Raw genomic sequence first — 15,208 nt, 5'->3', positions numbered from 1 at the left:
TTGGGGAAGGGCCTGCGACGGGGCCCGGCGGGCCGGGCGGCGGGCGACGGGCCCGGCAGGGGACCGGAGGGCCTGCCGCGGGGCCGGCGGCGCCGGCGGCAGCGGCGCTGGCTGCAGGCGCTGATGGCCGCCTGCGTGCTGGCGCTGCTCCCGTCGGCCTGGACGCACGCGGTGGCCGAGGACCGGCTGCGCACCACGGCGGACGTGCCCGTCCGGGACGTCGCGGTGGTCTTCGGGGCGGGCCTGCTGGGCGAGCGGCCGACCCCGTACCTGGCGCGCCGGCTGGACGCGGCGGCCGAGCTGTACCGGTCGGGCCGGGTCAAGGTGGTGCTGGTGACCGGGGACAACAGCCGCGTGGAGTACGACGAGCCGGACGCGATGCGGCGGTACCTCACGCAGCACGGCGTGCCCGACGACCGGATCGTCAGTGACTACGCCGGCTTCGACACCTGGGACTCCTGCGTGCGGGCCAGGAAGGTCTTCGGGGTGGAGCGGGCGGTCCTGATCAGCCAGGGCTTCCACATACGCCGGGTGCTCGCGCTGTGCGGGGCGGCGGGCATCGACGCGTACGGGATCGGGGTGACGGACACCCACGACGCGACCTGGTACTACGGCGGCGCCCGCGAGGTGTTCGCGGCGGGGAAGGCTGCCCTGGACGCCGCGCTGAAGCCGGATCCGAAATTCCTGGGACGGGAGGAGACGGGGGTGTCGGACGCGCTGGCTGCCGTGGCAGACTGACAGCCTCCGGTTATTCCTATTAGTCATATGCCTGTCTCGTGGGCCGAAGGTTGGGAATCCATGGCTGTTGTTGATCTCAGTGGCAAGGTCGTCGTCGTCACCGGTGGGGCCCGTGGCCTGGGCGCGGCCGCCGCGCGGGCCGTCGTGGACGGCGGCGGCAAGGTCGTGATCACCGATGTGCTGGAGAAGGAGGGCGCCGAGACGGCGGCCGAACTCGGTGGATCCGCCCGCTTCCTGCGGCACGACGTCACCAGCGAGAGCGACTGGCAGGCCGCCCTCGACCACGCGGTGGCCGAGTTCGGCAGGCTCGACGGGCTGGTCAACAACGCGGGGATCGCCACCGGGCAGTTCCTGGAGCACGAGAGCGTCGAGCACTTCCGCCGCTGCCTCGAGATCAACCTGGTCGGCGTATTCATCGGCATCAAGACCGCGATCCCGCTGCTGCGGGCGAACGGCGGCGGCTCCATCGTCAACATCTCCTCGGCGGCCGGCCTCACCGGCCTCGCCCTGACCGCCGGCTACGGCGCCTCCAAGTGGGGCGTGCGCGGCCTGTCGAAGATCGGCGCGGTCGAGCTCGCCGAGGCGGGGATCCGGGTCAACTCCGTGCACCCCGGGATGACGCTGACCCCGATGACCGCACCCGTGGGCATCCAGGCCGGCGAGGGCAACTACCCCGGCACCCCGATGGGCCGGGTCGGCGTCCCGGAGGAGATAGCCGCAGCCGTCGCCTTCCTGCTCTCCGACGCCGCCGGATACACGACCGGCGCGGAGCTCGCCGTCGACGGCGGCTGGACGGCCGGCCTCACGGTCCGCTACCTCACCGGCCAGTAGCGGCGGCCACGCCGGCGCCGGGCCCCGCCCGCGGGAGCCCGGCCCGCCCGGCCCGCCCGGCCCGCCCGGCCCGCCCGGCCCGCCCGGTGCGGCCCGAGCTCCGTCCTGCCCCGGCCGATAACCCCGCGCCCGCGGGCGAGCCCGCGCACTACGGTCCCGCTGTGGCAGAACACACCGCACACCACGTCCCGGAGCCGCCGCTCATCCGTGAGCTCTTCCCCGAGCTGACCACCGAGCTCGTCGCCCTTCTCGAAGAGGAGGGCGAACGAGACCTGGCCGTCGCCGCCCACGACCTCCGCCTCGTCGCGCCGTGCGGCTGCGGGGACGGCTTCTGCCAGAGCGTGTACACGCATCCGCACCCGCCCGGCACGCCATTCGGTCCGGGGCACCGAATGGTCGCCCTCCTCCCCCGGAGGGGGTACCTGAACCTCGATGTCGTGCACGGCCGCATCGTGTACGTCGAGATCATCGAGCGGCCACCGCTGCGCCCGTCCTCACCGCAGGCCGGGCGCAGCGCTGAGGAAGCGGTGCGGGAGGCGTAACCGGCGGCGGCGGTCCGCGTAACAGCGGCGTTCCACGCTGGGGCGCATGCACACCACCGCGACCCACTGCCCGTACTGCGCGCTCCAGTGCGGAATGAACCTGCGGCCCACCGGGGACGGGTCGGTCGCGGTCGAGGAACGCACGGCCTTCCCCGTCAACCGGGGGGCCCTGTGCGGCAAGGGCCGCACCGCCCCGGCCGTGCTCTCCTCCCGGGTGCGCCTGACCGAGCCGCTCGTCCGTTCCCATGCCACGGGGCGGCTCGAACCCGCCACCTGGGAGGAGGCCCTCGACACCGTCGCCGAGGGCCTCGCCCGGACCCGTGGCGCGCACGGGCCGGACGCGGTCGGCGTGTTCGGCGGCGGCGGACTCACCAACGAGAAGGCGTACTCCCTGGGGAAGTTCGCCCGGATCGCGCTGGGCACCTCCCAGATCGACTACAACGGGCGCTTCTGCATGTCCTCCGCGGCCGCCGCCCACCAGCGGGCCTTCGGCCTGGACCGGGGCCTGCCCTTCCCGCTGGAGGACATCCCGAAGACCGGCTGCGTGATCCTGGTCGGCTCCAACCCCGCCGAGACCATGCCGCCCGCCCTGCGCTACTTCACCGAACTGCGCGAGAACGGCGGCACCCTGATCGTCGTCGACCCGCGCCGCACCCGCACCGCGGCCCAGGCGGACCTGCACCTCGCCCCCCGCCCCGGCACCGACCTGGCCCTCGCCCTCGGCCTGCTCCACCTGGTGGTCGCCGAAGGTCGCACCGACGACGCGTTCATCGCCGAACGCACCACCGGCTGGGCGGAGACCCGGGCCGCCGCCATGGCCCACTGGCCCGAACACGTCGAACGCGTCACCGGCGTCCCGCTCCCCAGGCTCCGCGAGGCGGTCGACCTCTTCTGCACCCCGGCCACCGGCATGGTCCTCACCGCCCGCGGCCCGGAGCAGCAGTCCAAGGGCACCGACACCGTCTCCGCGTGGATCAACCTGTGCCTGGCCACCGGCCGGGCCGGCCGCCCGTACTCCGGCTACGGCTGCCTCACCGGCCAGGGCAACGGCCAGGGCGGCCGGGAACACGGCCAGAAGGCCGACCAGCTGCCCGGATACCGCAAGCTCACCGACCCCGCCGCCCGCGCGCACGTCGCCTCCGTCTGGGGCGTCGACCCCGACTCCCTCCCCGGGCCGGGCCGCAGCGCGTACGAACTCCTCGACGCGCTCGGCACGGACGTCCGCGCACTCCTCCTCATGGGCTCCAACCCGGTGGTCTCCGCACCCCGCGCCGCCCACGTCGAGTCCCGCATCCGCGCCCTGGACTTCCTCGCCGTCGCCGACGTGGTGCTCTCCGAGACGGCACAACTGGCCGACGTGGTCCTCCCCGTCACCCAGTGGGCGGAGGAGACCGGCACCACCACCAACCTGGAGGGCCGCGTCCTGCTCCGCCGCCGGGCCCTGACCCCGCCGCCCGGCGTCCGCAGCGACCTGGACGTGATGAACGGCCTGGCCTCCCGCCTCGGCGGCCCCGTCCTGGAGAAGTCCTTCCCGACCTCCCCCGAGGAGGTCTTCGAGGAACTCCGCCGCGCCACCGCCGGTGCCCCGGCCGACTACTCGGGCATCTCCTACCGCGCCATCGAGGAGCAGGACGGCGTCTTCTGGCCCTGCCCCGACGGCGGTCCGGCGGCCGGCACCCCCCGTCTCTTCCTCGACCGCTTCGCCACCGACGACGGCCGGGCCCGCTTCACCCCGGTCTCCCACCGCGACGCGGCCGAACTCCCCGATGCCGAATACCCGCTGCTCCTCACCACGGGCCGGGTGGTCGCCCAGTACCAGTCCGGGGCCCAGACCCGCCGCGTCGGCGAACTCAACGCCGCCGCCCCGGGCCCCTTCGTCGAACTCCACCCGCGCCTCGCCGCCCGCCTCGGCGCGGCCGAGGGCCGCCCGCTGGCCGTCGTCTCCCGCCGCGGCCGGGTCGTCGCCCCGGCCCGCATCACCGACACCATCCGCCCCGACACCGTCTTCATGCCCTTCCACTGGCCCGGCGAAGGCCGCGCCAACACCCTCACCAACCCCGCCCTCGACCCGGTCTCCCGCATGCCGGAGTTCAAGACCTGCGCGGTCCGCCTGGAACCCGTCGCCGAAGGCTCGGACGCGGCACCGGCACGCTGAAGCGCGCGGCACCGGACCGGGGCGCGGGCACCGGCCCGATGTCATCGGACGTGCGTGCGAGGCGCATCGGAGTTCCGGTCAGTGGGTAACCATCCGGTCACGCACCGGACTCAGAAAGTCCCCGCACGCCCCTCGTGGCGGCCATGTGCCGTACGCCACACTGAGTCGCGGTGCTTGAGTCCTCGGAGCCCTGGAGGTCGCCCCCGTGCAGACCCAGACCCTGACCGAAACCGCAGAGCACGCACCGTCCGTGGACGACGCCCACCCCGACGCCGAGCCGGACGCCGACGCCGAGGCGGATGCCGAGCCCAGTGCCGAGGCCGAGGCCGAGTCCGACGCCGAGTCCGACGCCGTGTCCATGGACGCGGACGAGGAGCCGGATCCGCCGGAGCCGGTCCGGCGCATGCGCGAGCAGGGCCGGCGGACGGAGGGCAGCGGAGGCGGGGGGCCCTCCGCGGACCTGTTCCGGCAGTACCTGCGCGAGATAGGCCGCATACCGCTGCTCACCGCGGCGGAGGAGGTGGAGCTCGCCCGGCGCGTGGAAGCCGGGCTGTTCGCCGAGGAGAAGCTCGGCAACACCCCCGACCCGGACTCGCAGCTCGCCGTGGACCTCGACAAGCTCGTCGTCATGGGGCGGATGGCGAAACGGCGGCTCATCGAGGCCAACCTGAGGCTGGTCGTCTCCGTGGCGAAGCGGTACGTCGGCCGCGGGCTCACCATGCTCGACCTCGTACAGGAGGGCAACCTCGGCCTCATCCGCGCCGTCGAGAAGTTCGACTACGCGCGCGGCTACAAGTTCTCCACCTACGCCACCTGGTGGATCCGCCAGGCCATGTCCCGCGCCCTGGCCGACCAGGCGCGCACCATACGGGTCCCGGTCCACGTGGTCGAACTGATCAACCGGGTGGTCCGGGTGCAGCGCCGCATGCTGCAGGAACGCGGCTACGAGCCCACCCCGGAAGAGGTCGCCCTGCACCTGGAACTGACCCCGGAACGGGTCAGCGAGGTCCTCCGGCTCGCCCAGGAACCGGTTTCGCTGCACGCGCCCGTCGGCGAGGAGGAGGACGTCGCCCTCGGCGACCTGATCGAGGACGGCGACGCCGCCTCCCCGGTCGAGTCCGCCGCCTTCTTCCTGCTCCGCGAACACCTGGAGGCCGTGCTCTCCACCCTGGGGGAGCGGGAGCGCAAGGTGGTCCAGCTCCGCTACGGGCTCGCCGACGGCCGCCCGCGCACCCTGGAGGAGATCGGCCGGATCTTCGGGGTCACCCGCGAACGCATCCGCCAGATCGAGTCCAAGACCCTCAACAAGCTCCGCGATCACGCCTTCGCCGACCAGCTCCGGGGCTACCTCGACTAGCGGCCGTCCGCCGGACAGACGCTAGGGCCGCTCCCCGCGCTGTTCGCGCCAGCGCGCGGCCAGCTGGGTCCTGTTGGCGCAGCCCAGCTTGTCGAGGATGCTGCGGACGTGGCTCTCCACCGTCCGTTCGGAGATGAACAGGTCACCGGCGATCTCACGGTTCGTGCGGGCCCCGGCCACGAGCTCGGCGATCTGGCGCTGACGCGGGGTGAGCGGGTCGCGGTCCGCCTGCCCGTCGGTGATCTCACCGAGGAGGCGTACGGCCGCGGCGGCCGGACCGGGCTGGTCCAGCTGCCCGGCGATCGCCAGCGCCTCCCGGGCCAGCGCCGACGCCTCCGTGAAGGCCCCCGCGTCACGCCGTACCGCCGCCAGGTCCAGGCAGGTCAGCGCCACGTACGGGCGTGCGCCGAGGGCCCGGTTGCGGACCAGCGCCTCGCGCAGCAGCTCCTCGGCCTGCTCCGGGCGGCCGGCGGTCAGGGCGAGACGGCCGAGCTCGCGGCTGACCGAACCCGAGAAGTAGACCGTGGGCGTGCCGATCGCGCCCGGATACGGCCGGAACAGCGCGAGCTGGTCGTACACGAGCCCCGCGGCCTCGGCGTCACCGACCAGTGTGATCAGGTCGACCAGGTGCAGCAGCACCGCCGGCCACGGCGGGTTCGTCATCGGGACCGGAAGCAGCGGGCGCAGCTGCGCGTAGGCCTCCCGCGCCTCGTCCGGCCGCCCGCCGAGGAGGAACCCCCGCGCCCGCAGGGACAGGATCAGCGACTGCCTCGGCGCCCGCTCGAGGTCCCGCCACATGTTCTCGGGCAGCTCCGAGGCGTCGCCGCGCACCACGGCCAGTTGCTGGCACAGCACGTGGCTCACCGCGTTCGCGGACTGGTCCCCGCCGGCGCGCGCGAGTCCGGTCGCCTCCTCGTTGCAGCGCCGCGCCTCGGCGAACCGCCCTTCCTGCACGGCCCGGGCCGCGCGCACGCGCAGCAGGTGCCAGCGGGCCAGTGGGAGCGGGGAACGGGCAACGACGGCCTCGATGCCGCGGACCGCGTTGTCCACCAGGGCCTGCCTGCCCAGCAGGTATCCCGCCTGGACGCGCCACTGGTGGCCCAGGACGGCCGCGAGCGGATCGCCGAGCTGTTCCCCGCGGGACACGGCCAGTTCGCCCAGGCGCAGGCGTTCGGCGGTGTCGTCGGGGTGCGCCAGGGTCATCTGCACCGCTCGGGCGGCCTCGAGTTCGGCCCGTGGGTCACCGGTGGCCTCGGCCAGCGCGAGGGCCGCGCGGGCCTGCTCGGCGGCCTCCGCGAGCGAGTCGAGTTCCGCCGACGCGGTGGCCGCTTGCGCGAGCAGCCGGGCGCGCATCGCGTCCGGCAGGCCGTCCACGGCCAGCGCCGCCCGGCACATCCGGGTGATGGCCGCCGACGCGTGCGGGAAGGTGACGCCCTGGAGCACCAGGGCCACCTCGGCGAGCAGGTCCGGCCGCCCGCTCGTGACCGCGGCGCCGGACGCCTCGTCGCAGTGGCGCAGGCTGGCGTCGTAGCGCCCGGCGAGGTACTCGGCACGGGCCAGTTCGATGAGTGCCGGAGCGCGTTCCGGGTCCTCGGCGTCGAGTACGGCGGCGGCGTCCGCCAGGTGCCGGGCGGCATCCGCGTAGGCGTGCCGTTCGCGGGCGAGCTCCGCCGCCGTCCGTGACCAGAGCGCGGCGGCGGCCCGGTGCACGGCCTCTGGGCCGGCCTGCCGCCAGTGCGCCGCGATCCGGGCCGCGTCGGCGGGGTTCCCGGCCGCCTCCAGCACCCGCGCGGCGGCCCGGTGCAGGGCACGGGCGGTGGCGGGCTCGGTCCGCCCGAGCACCTCCTCGCGCACCAGGTCGTGGGTGAAGCGGTAGCCGCGTCCGCTGCCGGTGGTCGGCGCCGCGGTGAGCACCCCGGCGTGCCAGGCCGCTTCCAGCGCCCCCGCGACCGCGGTCCCGCCCGGTTCCGGCAGCACCGCGGCGAGCCGGTCGGTGTCGAGCGGCTCGCCGAGCACGGCCGCGGCCCGCACGACGTCGCGCTGCCCGTCGGTGAGCCCGGACAGCAGGCCGCTGACCACGGTGCCGATGGAGCTCGCATGCGTGCCCAGCGCGGTCACGAGCAGGGGCAGCCCACCCGTCCGCCGGTAGGACTCCGCCGCGTCCGCCTCGCCGACGCACCGCGCGACCTCCTCCGGGGTGAACGGCACCAGACGGAGCGTGCCGGCCCCGTATCGCCCCAGGTCCGCGAGTGCTCCGGCGGCTTCCTCGGGCACCGGCTCCCGGAAGGTGCCCAGCACGAACAGCCCGCACCCGTCGATCTCGCCGGTCAGGTGCCGCATCAGGTCGAGGCTGGCCATGTCGGCCCAGTGCAGGTCCTCCAGCAGGACGGCCAGGGGGCGTTCGGCGGTGGCCGCGGCCAGTGCCTCGCTCATCCGGGCCAGTTCCAGGAACCGCGCCGCCGCCGCATCCGCCGGATCCGCCGGCACCACGGCACTCCACGCCCGTGCCCCCGCCGACGCCCCGGAGCTGTCCCCCGGCGGCCCGTCGCCCCGCTGTCCGGGCGCTCTCCGCGCCCCGGGCCCGGCCCCCGCCAGGCGCAGCGCCCGCTGCCAGGGCCACAGCGGCGGCGCCACCGCGCCCCGCGGGCAGTGCCCCCGTACGACGGTGAACCCCGCCGGACCGGCATGGCGGCGCAGTGCCTCGGCGGCGAGGGTGCTCTTGCCCACGCCCGCCGGCCCGGCGAGCAGCACCACGGCCCCGGAGCCCTCCGCCGCGGCCCTCATCCGGTGGGCGAGGACCGCCAACTCGTCTTCCCTGCCGACGAATTCGCTCTTCACTCCGGCAGTATCCCGTAGCCGCGCACCCCGTCGGCCCGCTGCGGATCCGTACCGCGGTTCAGTGGCAGTACGGATGCCGCGGGCGGTCTGCGGGGGCCACCGTGGTCGCCATGCACCCCACGGAACGGAACCCGAAGGAGACCGACATGGCGAGGAACACCGTGCGGCGGACGGCTCGTGCCGCGGCAGTCTTCGGCACCGCACTGGCCGGCGCCCTCTGGGGGTTGACGGGCCCGGCCCGGGCAGCCGAGGTACTCGACGGCGCCCACTACATGATCAAGCCCGACCACGCCCGGGGCGCCATGTGCCTCGATGTCGCGAACATGAGCACCGCCCATGGCGCCGACGTCCTCCAGGGCAGCTGCTGGAACGGCTGGAACCAGCAGTGGCGGATCGAGCGGCTGTCCGGCGACTGGTTCCTGATCCGGGCCCGGCACAGCAACAAGTGCCTCGACGTCGCCGACGCGAGCTACTCCCACGGCGCGGACGTGGTCCAGGCCGACTGCTGGGGCGGCACCAACCAGCAGTGGCGCTTCGTGGTCGAGACGAACGGATACCCGCAGGTGGTGCCGGGCGGCAAACCCCAGGTGGGACAGCCGGTCCAGATCCGGGCCCGGCACAGCAACAAGTGCCTCGACGTCGCGAACCTCAGCATCGCGCACGGGGCGAACGTCCTCCAGGGCACGTGCTGGAACGGCCCCAACCAGCTGTGGCGCTTCGACGGCCCGCGGTGAAGGGGAGAGTCACGATGCGAGCGCGAGCACAGCTGAACGCCGTCGTCACGGCAGCCGTCACGGCAGCCGTCACGGTCGCCGTCCTCTCCGTGGCCGGCTGCCGGATCACCGTCGAGGACGACCCCGCCACGGGAAACCCCGGTCCGGGGACCGGCGGGCAGAAGAGCCCGAGCCCCAAGAACCCGAGCCCCAAGGGCACCGTCACGCCCAAGCCGGTCAAGCCGCCGAAGCCATGGGTCCCGAAGGGGCCGGCCACCCTCGTCGGGTGCGGCACCCACGCCTCGGGCTACCAGTGCACCTTCCACGGGTACCACTTCAAGCCCGGCGAGAAGGTCCGCTTCACCCGGGGCTTCGAAGGCGCCGGAGAGCACGTCTTCACCGCCGACGAGGACGGCGAGATCAGCACCAACCTGACCTCCAACACCCGCTCGGGCACGTACACCTACGTCGCCCGAGGCCTGCAATCCGACCGGCACGCCACCACCACGGTGCGGATCACCCCGGGGCTCTGGGGCTGAGCGGGAAGGGCCCCGCACACAGCGGGGGCGGAAGCCGGCCGTGCCGCCGTTCTCCCGCCCCCGCCCCGCCCGGGCCCGTGCCCACGGGCTCAGTCGACCTCGGCCACCGCCTGCGCGAACTGGGCCGCGTACAGCCGGGCGTAGGCGCCGCCGGAGGACAACAGCTCCTCGTGCGTGCCCTGTTCCACGATCGAGCCGTTCTCCATCACCAGGATCACGTCCGCGTCGCGGATCGTGGACAGGCGGTGCGCGATCACGAAGGACGTCCGGCCGTCCGACAGGCGGGCCATCGCCTTCTGGATCAGCACCTCGGTACGGGTGTCCACCGAGCTCGTCGCCTCGTCCAGCACCAGGATCACCGGCTCGGACAGGAACGCCCGCGCGATCGTGATCAGCTGCTTCTCGCCCGCGCTGACGCCCGCGCCCTCGTCGTCCAGCACGGTGTCGTAGCCGTCCGGCAGGGTGCGGATGAACCGGTCCGCGTGCGCGGCCCTGGCCGCCGCCTCGATCTCCGCCCGGCTCACCTCGCCCGCCCGTCGCCCGCCACCACCCTGACCGAGTGCGCTGCGCGCACCCCCTTCGACTCCGGCCCCGTACGCGATGTTCTCCGCGATCGTCCCGCCGAACAGCCAGGTGTCCTGCAGCACCATGCCGATGCCGGCGCGCAGTTCCTCGCGCGTCATCCGCGCGATGTCCACCCCGTCCAGCGAGATCCGGCCGCCCGTCACCTCGTAGAACCGCATCAGGAGGTTCACCAGGGTGGTCTTGCCGGCACCGGTCGGGCCGACGATGGCCACGGTCTGGCCGGGCTCCACCGCCAGCGACAGGTCCTCGATCAGCGGCTTGTCCGGCTCGTAGCGGAACGCCACCTTCTCCAGGGTCACCCGGCCGCGCACCCGCTCCGGGCGCTCCGGAACCTCCGGCTCCGGCTCCTGCTCCGCCGCGTCCAGCAGCTCGTACACCCGCTCCGCCGACGCCACCCCGGACTGCACCAGGTTCGCCATCGACGCCACCTGCGACAGCGGCATCGAGAACTGCCGCGAGTACTGGATGAACGCCTGCACGTCACCGATCGACAGGGTGCCCGAGGCCACCCGCAGACCGCCGACGACCGCCACCAGCACGTAGTTGATGTTCGACACGAAGAACATCACCGGCTGCATGATGCCGCTGACGAACTGCGCCTTGAAACTCGCCCTGTACAGCGCGTCGTTCTGCTCGGCGAAGGTGTCCGCGGACTCCTGCTGCCGTCCGAAGACCTTGACCAGGGTGTGGCCCGAGTACATCTCCTCGATGTGCGCGTTCAGCGCGCCCGTGGCCTTCCACTGCGCGACGAACTCCGGCTGCGACCGCTTGCCGATCTTCGCCGCGATGACCACGGACACCGGTACGGTCACCAGCGCGACCAGCGCCAGCAGCGGGGATATCCAGAACATCATCGCCAGCACGCCGACGATGGTGAGCAGCGAGTTCAGCAGCTGCCCCATCGTCTGCTGGAGCGTCTGCCCGATGTTGTCGATGTCGTTCGTCGCCCGGCTCAGCACCTCGCCGCGCTTCTGCTGGTCGAAGTACGACAGCGGCAGCCGCGACAGCTTCGCCTGCAGCTCCTCGCGCATCCGGTACACGGTGCCGTTCATCACGTGGTTCGACAGCCGGGTCGCCACCAGCATCAGCAGGCCGGCCAGCGCGAACACCACCAGCGCCCAGACCGCCACCGCGCCGACCGCACCAAAGTCGATGCCCTCGCCCGGCGTGAAGTCGGTGCCGGAGAGCATGTCCGCCGCGCCGTCCTCGCCGCGGGCGCGCATCCCCTCCAGCGCCTGCTCCTTGGTGATCCCGGCCGGCATCTCCCGGCCCACGATCCCCGCGAACACCAGGTCCGTGGCATGGCCGAGGATCTTCGGTCCGATCACCGTCAGCGCGACGCTGCCGACCGTGGCCGCGACCATGCCCCACAGCTTCGCCCGGTCCACCGCGATCTGCCGCAGCAGCCGCTTGCCCGAGTTCTTGAAGTCGAGGGCTCCCTGGCCCGACCCCATCATCATCCGTCCGCCGGGCCCGCTCATGCGGCTTCCGCCTCCGTCAGCTGGGAGAGCACGATCTCCCGGTAGGTCTCGTTGCCTGCCATCAGCTCGTGGTGCCGTCCCACGCCCACGACCTGGCCCTCGTCCAGGACCACGATCCGGTCGGCGTCCCGGATGGTCGACACCCGCTGGGCCACGATCACCACGGTCGCCTCCTCCGTCTCACGGGCCAGGGCCGCGCGCAGCGCCGCGTCCGTCGCGTAGTCGAGCGCCGAGAAGGAGTCGTCGAACAGGTAGATCTCCGGCTGCTGCACCAGCGTGCGGGCGATCGCCAGCCGCTGCCGCTGCCCGCCGGAGACGTTCGTCCCGCCCTGGGTGATCGGCGCGTCCAGGCCGCCCTCCAGCGCCTCCACGAAGTCGCGGGCCTGGGCCACCTCCAGCGCCCGCCACAGCTGCTCGTCGGTGGCGTCGGGCCGGCCGTAGCGCAGGTTCGAGGCGACCGTCCCGGAGAACAGGTACGGCTTCTGCGGGACCATGCCCACCGTCCGCGCCAGCAGCTCCGGATCGATGCGCCGTACGTCCTCGCCGTCGACCAGCACCTCGCCGCCGGTCGCGTCGAACAGCCGGGGGACCAGCCCCAGCAGGGTCGACTTGCCGCTGCCGGTGGAGCCGATCACCGCGGTGGTCTCGCCGGGGCGGGCCACCAGGTCCACCCCGCGCAGCACCGGCGCCTCGGCGCCCGGGTAGCGGAAGTCGGTGCCGCGCAGCTCCAGCAGCCCGCGGCGGTCCAGCGCGCGCACCGGGTCGGCCGGCGGGACCACGCTGGAGCGGGTGTCGAGGACCTCCTGGATGCGCTCCGCGCACACCTCGGCCCGCGGCACCATCATGAACATGAAGGTGGCCATCATCACGGCCATGACGATCTGCATCAGATAGGCCAGGAAGGCGGTCAGCTGGCCGATCTCCATCGCCCCGCTGTCGATGCGCATCGCGCCGAACCACACCACGGCCACGCTGGAGAAGTTGATCACCACGATGACCGTGGGGAACATCAGCGCCAGCCACCGGCCGGACGCCAGGGAAACCTCGGTCAGCCCGGTGTTGGCCTCCTTGAACCGTTCCTTCTCGTAGTCGTCGCGCACGAAGGCGCGGATCACCCGGTTGCCGGTGATCTGCTCGCGCAGCACCCGGTTCACCGTGTCCAGCCGGTCCTGCATCTGCCGGAACAGCGGGCGGGTCTTCATCACGATCGCGCCGACCGAGACGCCCAGCACCGGCACCACCGCGACCAGCACGGTCGACAGGGGGACGTCCAGGGACAGCGCCATCGCGATGCCGCCGACGCACATGATCGGTGCCGACACCATCAGCGTGAACGCCATCAGCACCAGCATCTGGACCTGCTGGACGTCATTGGTGGTGCGGGTGATCAGGGAAGGTGCGCCGAACTGGCCGAGCTCGCGGGCCGAGAAGCTCTGCACCCGGTCGAAGACGGCCGCCCGGACGTCCCGGCCGACGGACGCCGCGGTCCGGGCGCCGTAGTAGACGGCGCCGGTGTTGCAGATCAGCTGGATCAGCGACACCCCGAGCATCAGGGCACCGAAGCCCAGGATGTAGCCGGTGTCGCCGTTCACGACACCGGTGTCGATGATGTCGGCGTTCAGAGTGGGGAGGTACAGGCTCGCGCTGGTCTGGAGCAGTTGCAGCAGCACCAGCAGGCCGATGGGTTTCCGGTACGGACCGAGATGGGTCCGCAGAAGTCGTATGAGCACGCGCCAGGCTCCGGGTCGGCAAGATCGGGGGTCACCCCATCTTCGGGCACCCCCGGTCCCGATCCCCACTCTTTTTCGCAAAGCCGGTCCAAAAGGAGGACCGGCTCCGGGACCGGTCCCCGGCCGTCGGACCTACGTCATGCCAGGGGCTGCACCGTGAACGCGCCCGGGTGGATCGACTCCCGGGTGGCCACGTACTGCTGCCGGACCGCCTGCCAGGCCGGCAGCTCCTCGTCCGGATCAAAGACCTGAGCCGCCGCCGCGGGCCACACCGGCGGCGTGTGCGGGGCCAGCGTGCCCTGCGCCGCGCCCAGCGCCCACGCGGCCTGCCGGGCCGCGCCCAGCGCCGCGTAGTCCGCCGGCTGCGGGACCACCACCTGCGTGCCGAAGAGACCCGGTGCCGCGGCCTGCACGGCGGGCAGCTCGGCCGCCGCGCCCAGCAGGAACACCCGCCGGATCCCGACCCCACGGCTCCGCAGCACGTCCAGGGCGTCCGCCAGCCCGCACAGCATGCCCTCGAAGGCCGCCCGCGCCAGGTGCTCCGGCTTCATCGAGTCCCGGCGCAGCCCCGTCAGGGTTCCGGCGGTGTGCGGCAGATACGGGGTCCGCTCGCCCTCCAGGTAGGGGAGCAGCACCAGACCGTGGGCGCCCGGCGTGGACTTCAGCGCGAGCTCGCTCAGCCCCTCCAGGTCGGTGCCCAGCATGTCGGCGGTGCCGCGCAGGGCCCGTACCGCGTTGGAGGTGTTCACCACCGGCAGGTGCATGCCCGAGGCGTCGGCGAGCGAGGTGATCAGTCCGCCCGGCTCGGCCAGTGCCTCGTGGTGCACCGCCATCACCGAACCGGAGGCCCCCAGGGAGACCACGGCGTCGCCCGGCCCCACGCCCAGGCCCAGCGCGGCGGCCATGGTCTCGCCGGTCCCCGCGGAGATCAGCAGCCCCTCGGGGGTGGTGCCGGCGGCGTCGGCCGGGCCGAGCACCTCCGGCAGCACCGCCCGGTGGCCGAGCGCGAGCTCGACCAGGTCGGGACGGTAGGAGCCGGTGGCCGCCGACCACCAGCCGGTGCCGGAGGCCCCGCCCCGGTCGGTGGTGCGCCGGGCCGGGCGGCCCAGCAGCTGCCAGACCAGCCAGTCGTGCGGCTGCATGAGCATGGCGATCCGGCGGGCCGCGTCCGGCTCGTTCCGGGCCAGCCAGGCCAGCTTCGCGAGGGGCTGGGAGTGCTGCGGGACGGACCCGACGGCCTCCACCCAGGCGGCCCGGCCGCCCAGCCGCTCCACCAGGTCGGCGGCGGCGACCTGCGCCCGCTTGTCGTTGCCGACCAGGGCCGGGCGGACCAGCGCCCCCTGCGCGTCCAGCGGCAGCAGCGCGCGCTGCTGCGCGGAGACGCCTATGGCCTGGACGCCTTCGAGGATCCCGCCGCCGGCGGCCTCGCCGAGCGAGAGCAGCCAGCTCTGGGGATCGGTCTCGTACGGGTCGGCCTCGGCGTCGGCGGCCGGCGGCGGATGGGGTGCGTACCCCTGGCGCAGCACCGCGCCCGTTTCCGAGTCGCAGACGACGATGCGAGTGAAGGCGGAAGAGCTGTCCAGCCCGGCGACTATCCCCATGCGGAGAATTCTGCCGCACCCGCCGCACCTGCCGGGTGCCCCGGCCGCCTCGGATTCCCGGCCGCCCCCCGGCCGGCACGCACCGCGCGGCCGTGGTG

General features: G+C 73.5%; 11 protein-coding genes. 7 read left to right on the top strand and 4 right to left on the bottom strand.

What is annotated here, in order from left to right; genetic code table 11:
- Window positions 1-123 precede the first annotated feature (123 nt).
- From ACGFQ9_RS27125 to ACGFQ9_RS27105, 5 genes are all read left to right on the top strand, one after another.
- Window positions 124-738 carry a vancomycin high temperature exclusion protein gene (locus ACGFQ9_RS27125; RefSeq protein ID WP_393577562.1) on the top strand — a complete coding sequence of 205 codons (615 nt, stop codon included), beginning with the start codon at window positions 124-126 and terminating at the stop codon, window positions 736-738.
- A 60-nt stretch (window positions 739-798) separates the two neighbouring features.
- Window positions 799-1,569 (top strand): glucose 1-dehydrogenase, encoded by a 771-nt coding sequence (locus tag ACGFQ9_RS27120; RefSeq protein WP_393577294.1) that lies wholly within the window; start codon window positions 799-801, stop codon window positions 1,567-1,569.
- 161 nt (window positions 1,570-1,730) lie between these two features.
- On the top strand, window positions 1,731-2,111 hold the full coding sequence (locus ACGFQ9_RS27115) for a hypothetical protein (RefSeq protein WP_393577292.1): 381 nt from the start codon (window positions 1,731-1,733) through the stop codon (window positions 2,109-2,111).
- A gap of 46 nt (window positions 2,112-2,157) precedes the next feature.
- Window positions 2,158-4,266: a molybdopterin oxidoreductase family protein gene (locus ACGFQ9_RS27110; protein WP_393577291.1), complete on the top strand. Its 2,109-nt coding sequence runs from the start codon at window positions 2,158-2,160 to the stop codon at window positions 4,264-4,266.
- 205 nt (window positions 4,267-4,471) lie between these two features.
- Window positions 4,472-5,623, top strand: coding sequence for an RNA polymerase sigma factor (locus ACGFQ9_RS27105; protein WP_393577289.1), 1,152 nt, complete (start codon window positions 4,472-4,474; stop codon window positions 5,621-5,623).
- A gap of 21 nt (window positions 5,624-5,644) precedes the next feature.
- Here the strand turns inward: ACGFQ9_RS27105 and ACGFQ9_RS27100 are convergent, their stop codons facing one another.
- Complete coding sequence (locus tag ACGFQ9_RS27100) at window positions 5,645-8,461, bottom strand: AAA family ATPase (protein ID WP_393577287.1); 2,817 nt, start codon at window positions 8,459-8,461, stop codon at window positions 5,645-5,647.
- Window positions 8,462-8,607: 146 nt separating this feature from the next.
- Between ACGFQ9_RS27100 and ACGFQ9_RS27095 the strand changes: the two genes are divergently transcribed.
- Together ACGFQ9_RS27095 and ACGFQ9_RS27090 are read left to right on the top strand one after the other, a co-directional pair.
- Complete coding sequence (locus tag ACGFQ9_RS27095) at window positions 8,608-9,195, top strand: RICIN domain-containing protein (RefSeq protein ID WP_393577285.1); 588 nt, start codon at window positions 8,608-8,610, stop codon at window positions 9,193-9,195.
- A 14-nt stretch (window positions 9,196-9,209) separates the two neighbouring features.
- Window positions 9,210-9,713, top strand: coding sequence for a hypothetical protein (locus tag ACGFQ9_RS27090; RefSeq protein WP_393577283.1), 504 nt, complete (start codon window positions 9,210-9,212; stop codon window positions 9,711-9,713).
- 89 nt (window positions 9,714-9,802) lie between these two features.
- Here ACGFQ9_RS27090 and ACGFQ9_RS27085 read toward each other — a convergent pair whose 3' ends face one another.
- The 3 genes from ACGFQ9_RS27085 to ACGFQ9_RS27075 all read right to left on the bottom strand — a co-directional run bounded on the left by ACGFQ9_RS27085 (window position 9,803) and on the right by ACGFQ9_RS27075 (window position 15,110).
- Window positions 9,803-11,779, bottom strand: coding sequence for an ABC transporter ATP-binding protein (locus tag ACGFQ9_RS27085; RefSeq protein ID WP_393577281.1), 1,977 nt, complete (start codon window positions 11,777-11,779; stop codon window positions 9,803-9,805).
- Window positions 11,776-13,509: an ABC transporter ATP-binding protein gene (locus ACGFQ9_RS27080; RefSeq protein ID WP_393577279.1), complete on the bottom strand. Its 1,734-nt coding sequence runs from the start codon at window positions 13,507-13,509 to the stop codon at window positions 11,776-11,778. The genes ACGFQ9_RS27085 and ACGFQ9_RS27080 overlap by 4 nt, the downstream gene beginning before the upstream one ends.
- Window positions 13,510-13,646: 137 nt before the next feature.
- A complete protein-coding gene (locus ACGFQ9_RS27075) occupies window positions 13,647-15,110 on the bottom strand; it encodes an FGGY family carbohydrate kinase (RefSeq protein ID WP_393577278.1) in 1,464 nt (487 codons plus the stop codon).
- Window positions 15,111-15,208 lie beyond the last annotated feature (98 nt).

It is taken from the genome of Streptomyces sp. NPDC048603 (genome assembly GCF_043199475.1).
Lineage (GTDB): Bacteria > Actinomycetota > Actinomycetes > Streptomycetales > Streptomycetaceae > Streptomyces.
The sequence above is the reverse complement of the archived record's forward strand: the minus strand, read 5'-3'. Positions and strand labels throughout refer to the sequence as shown.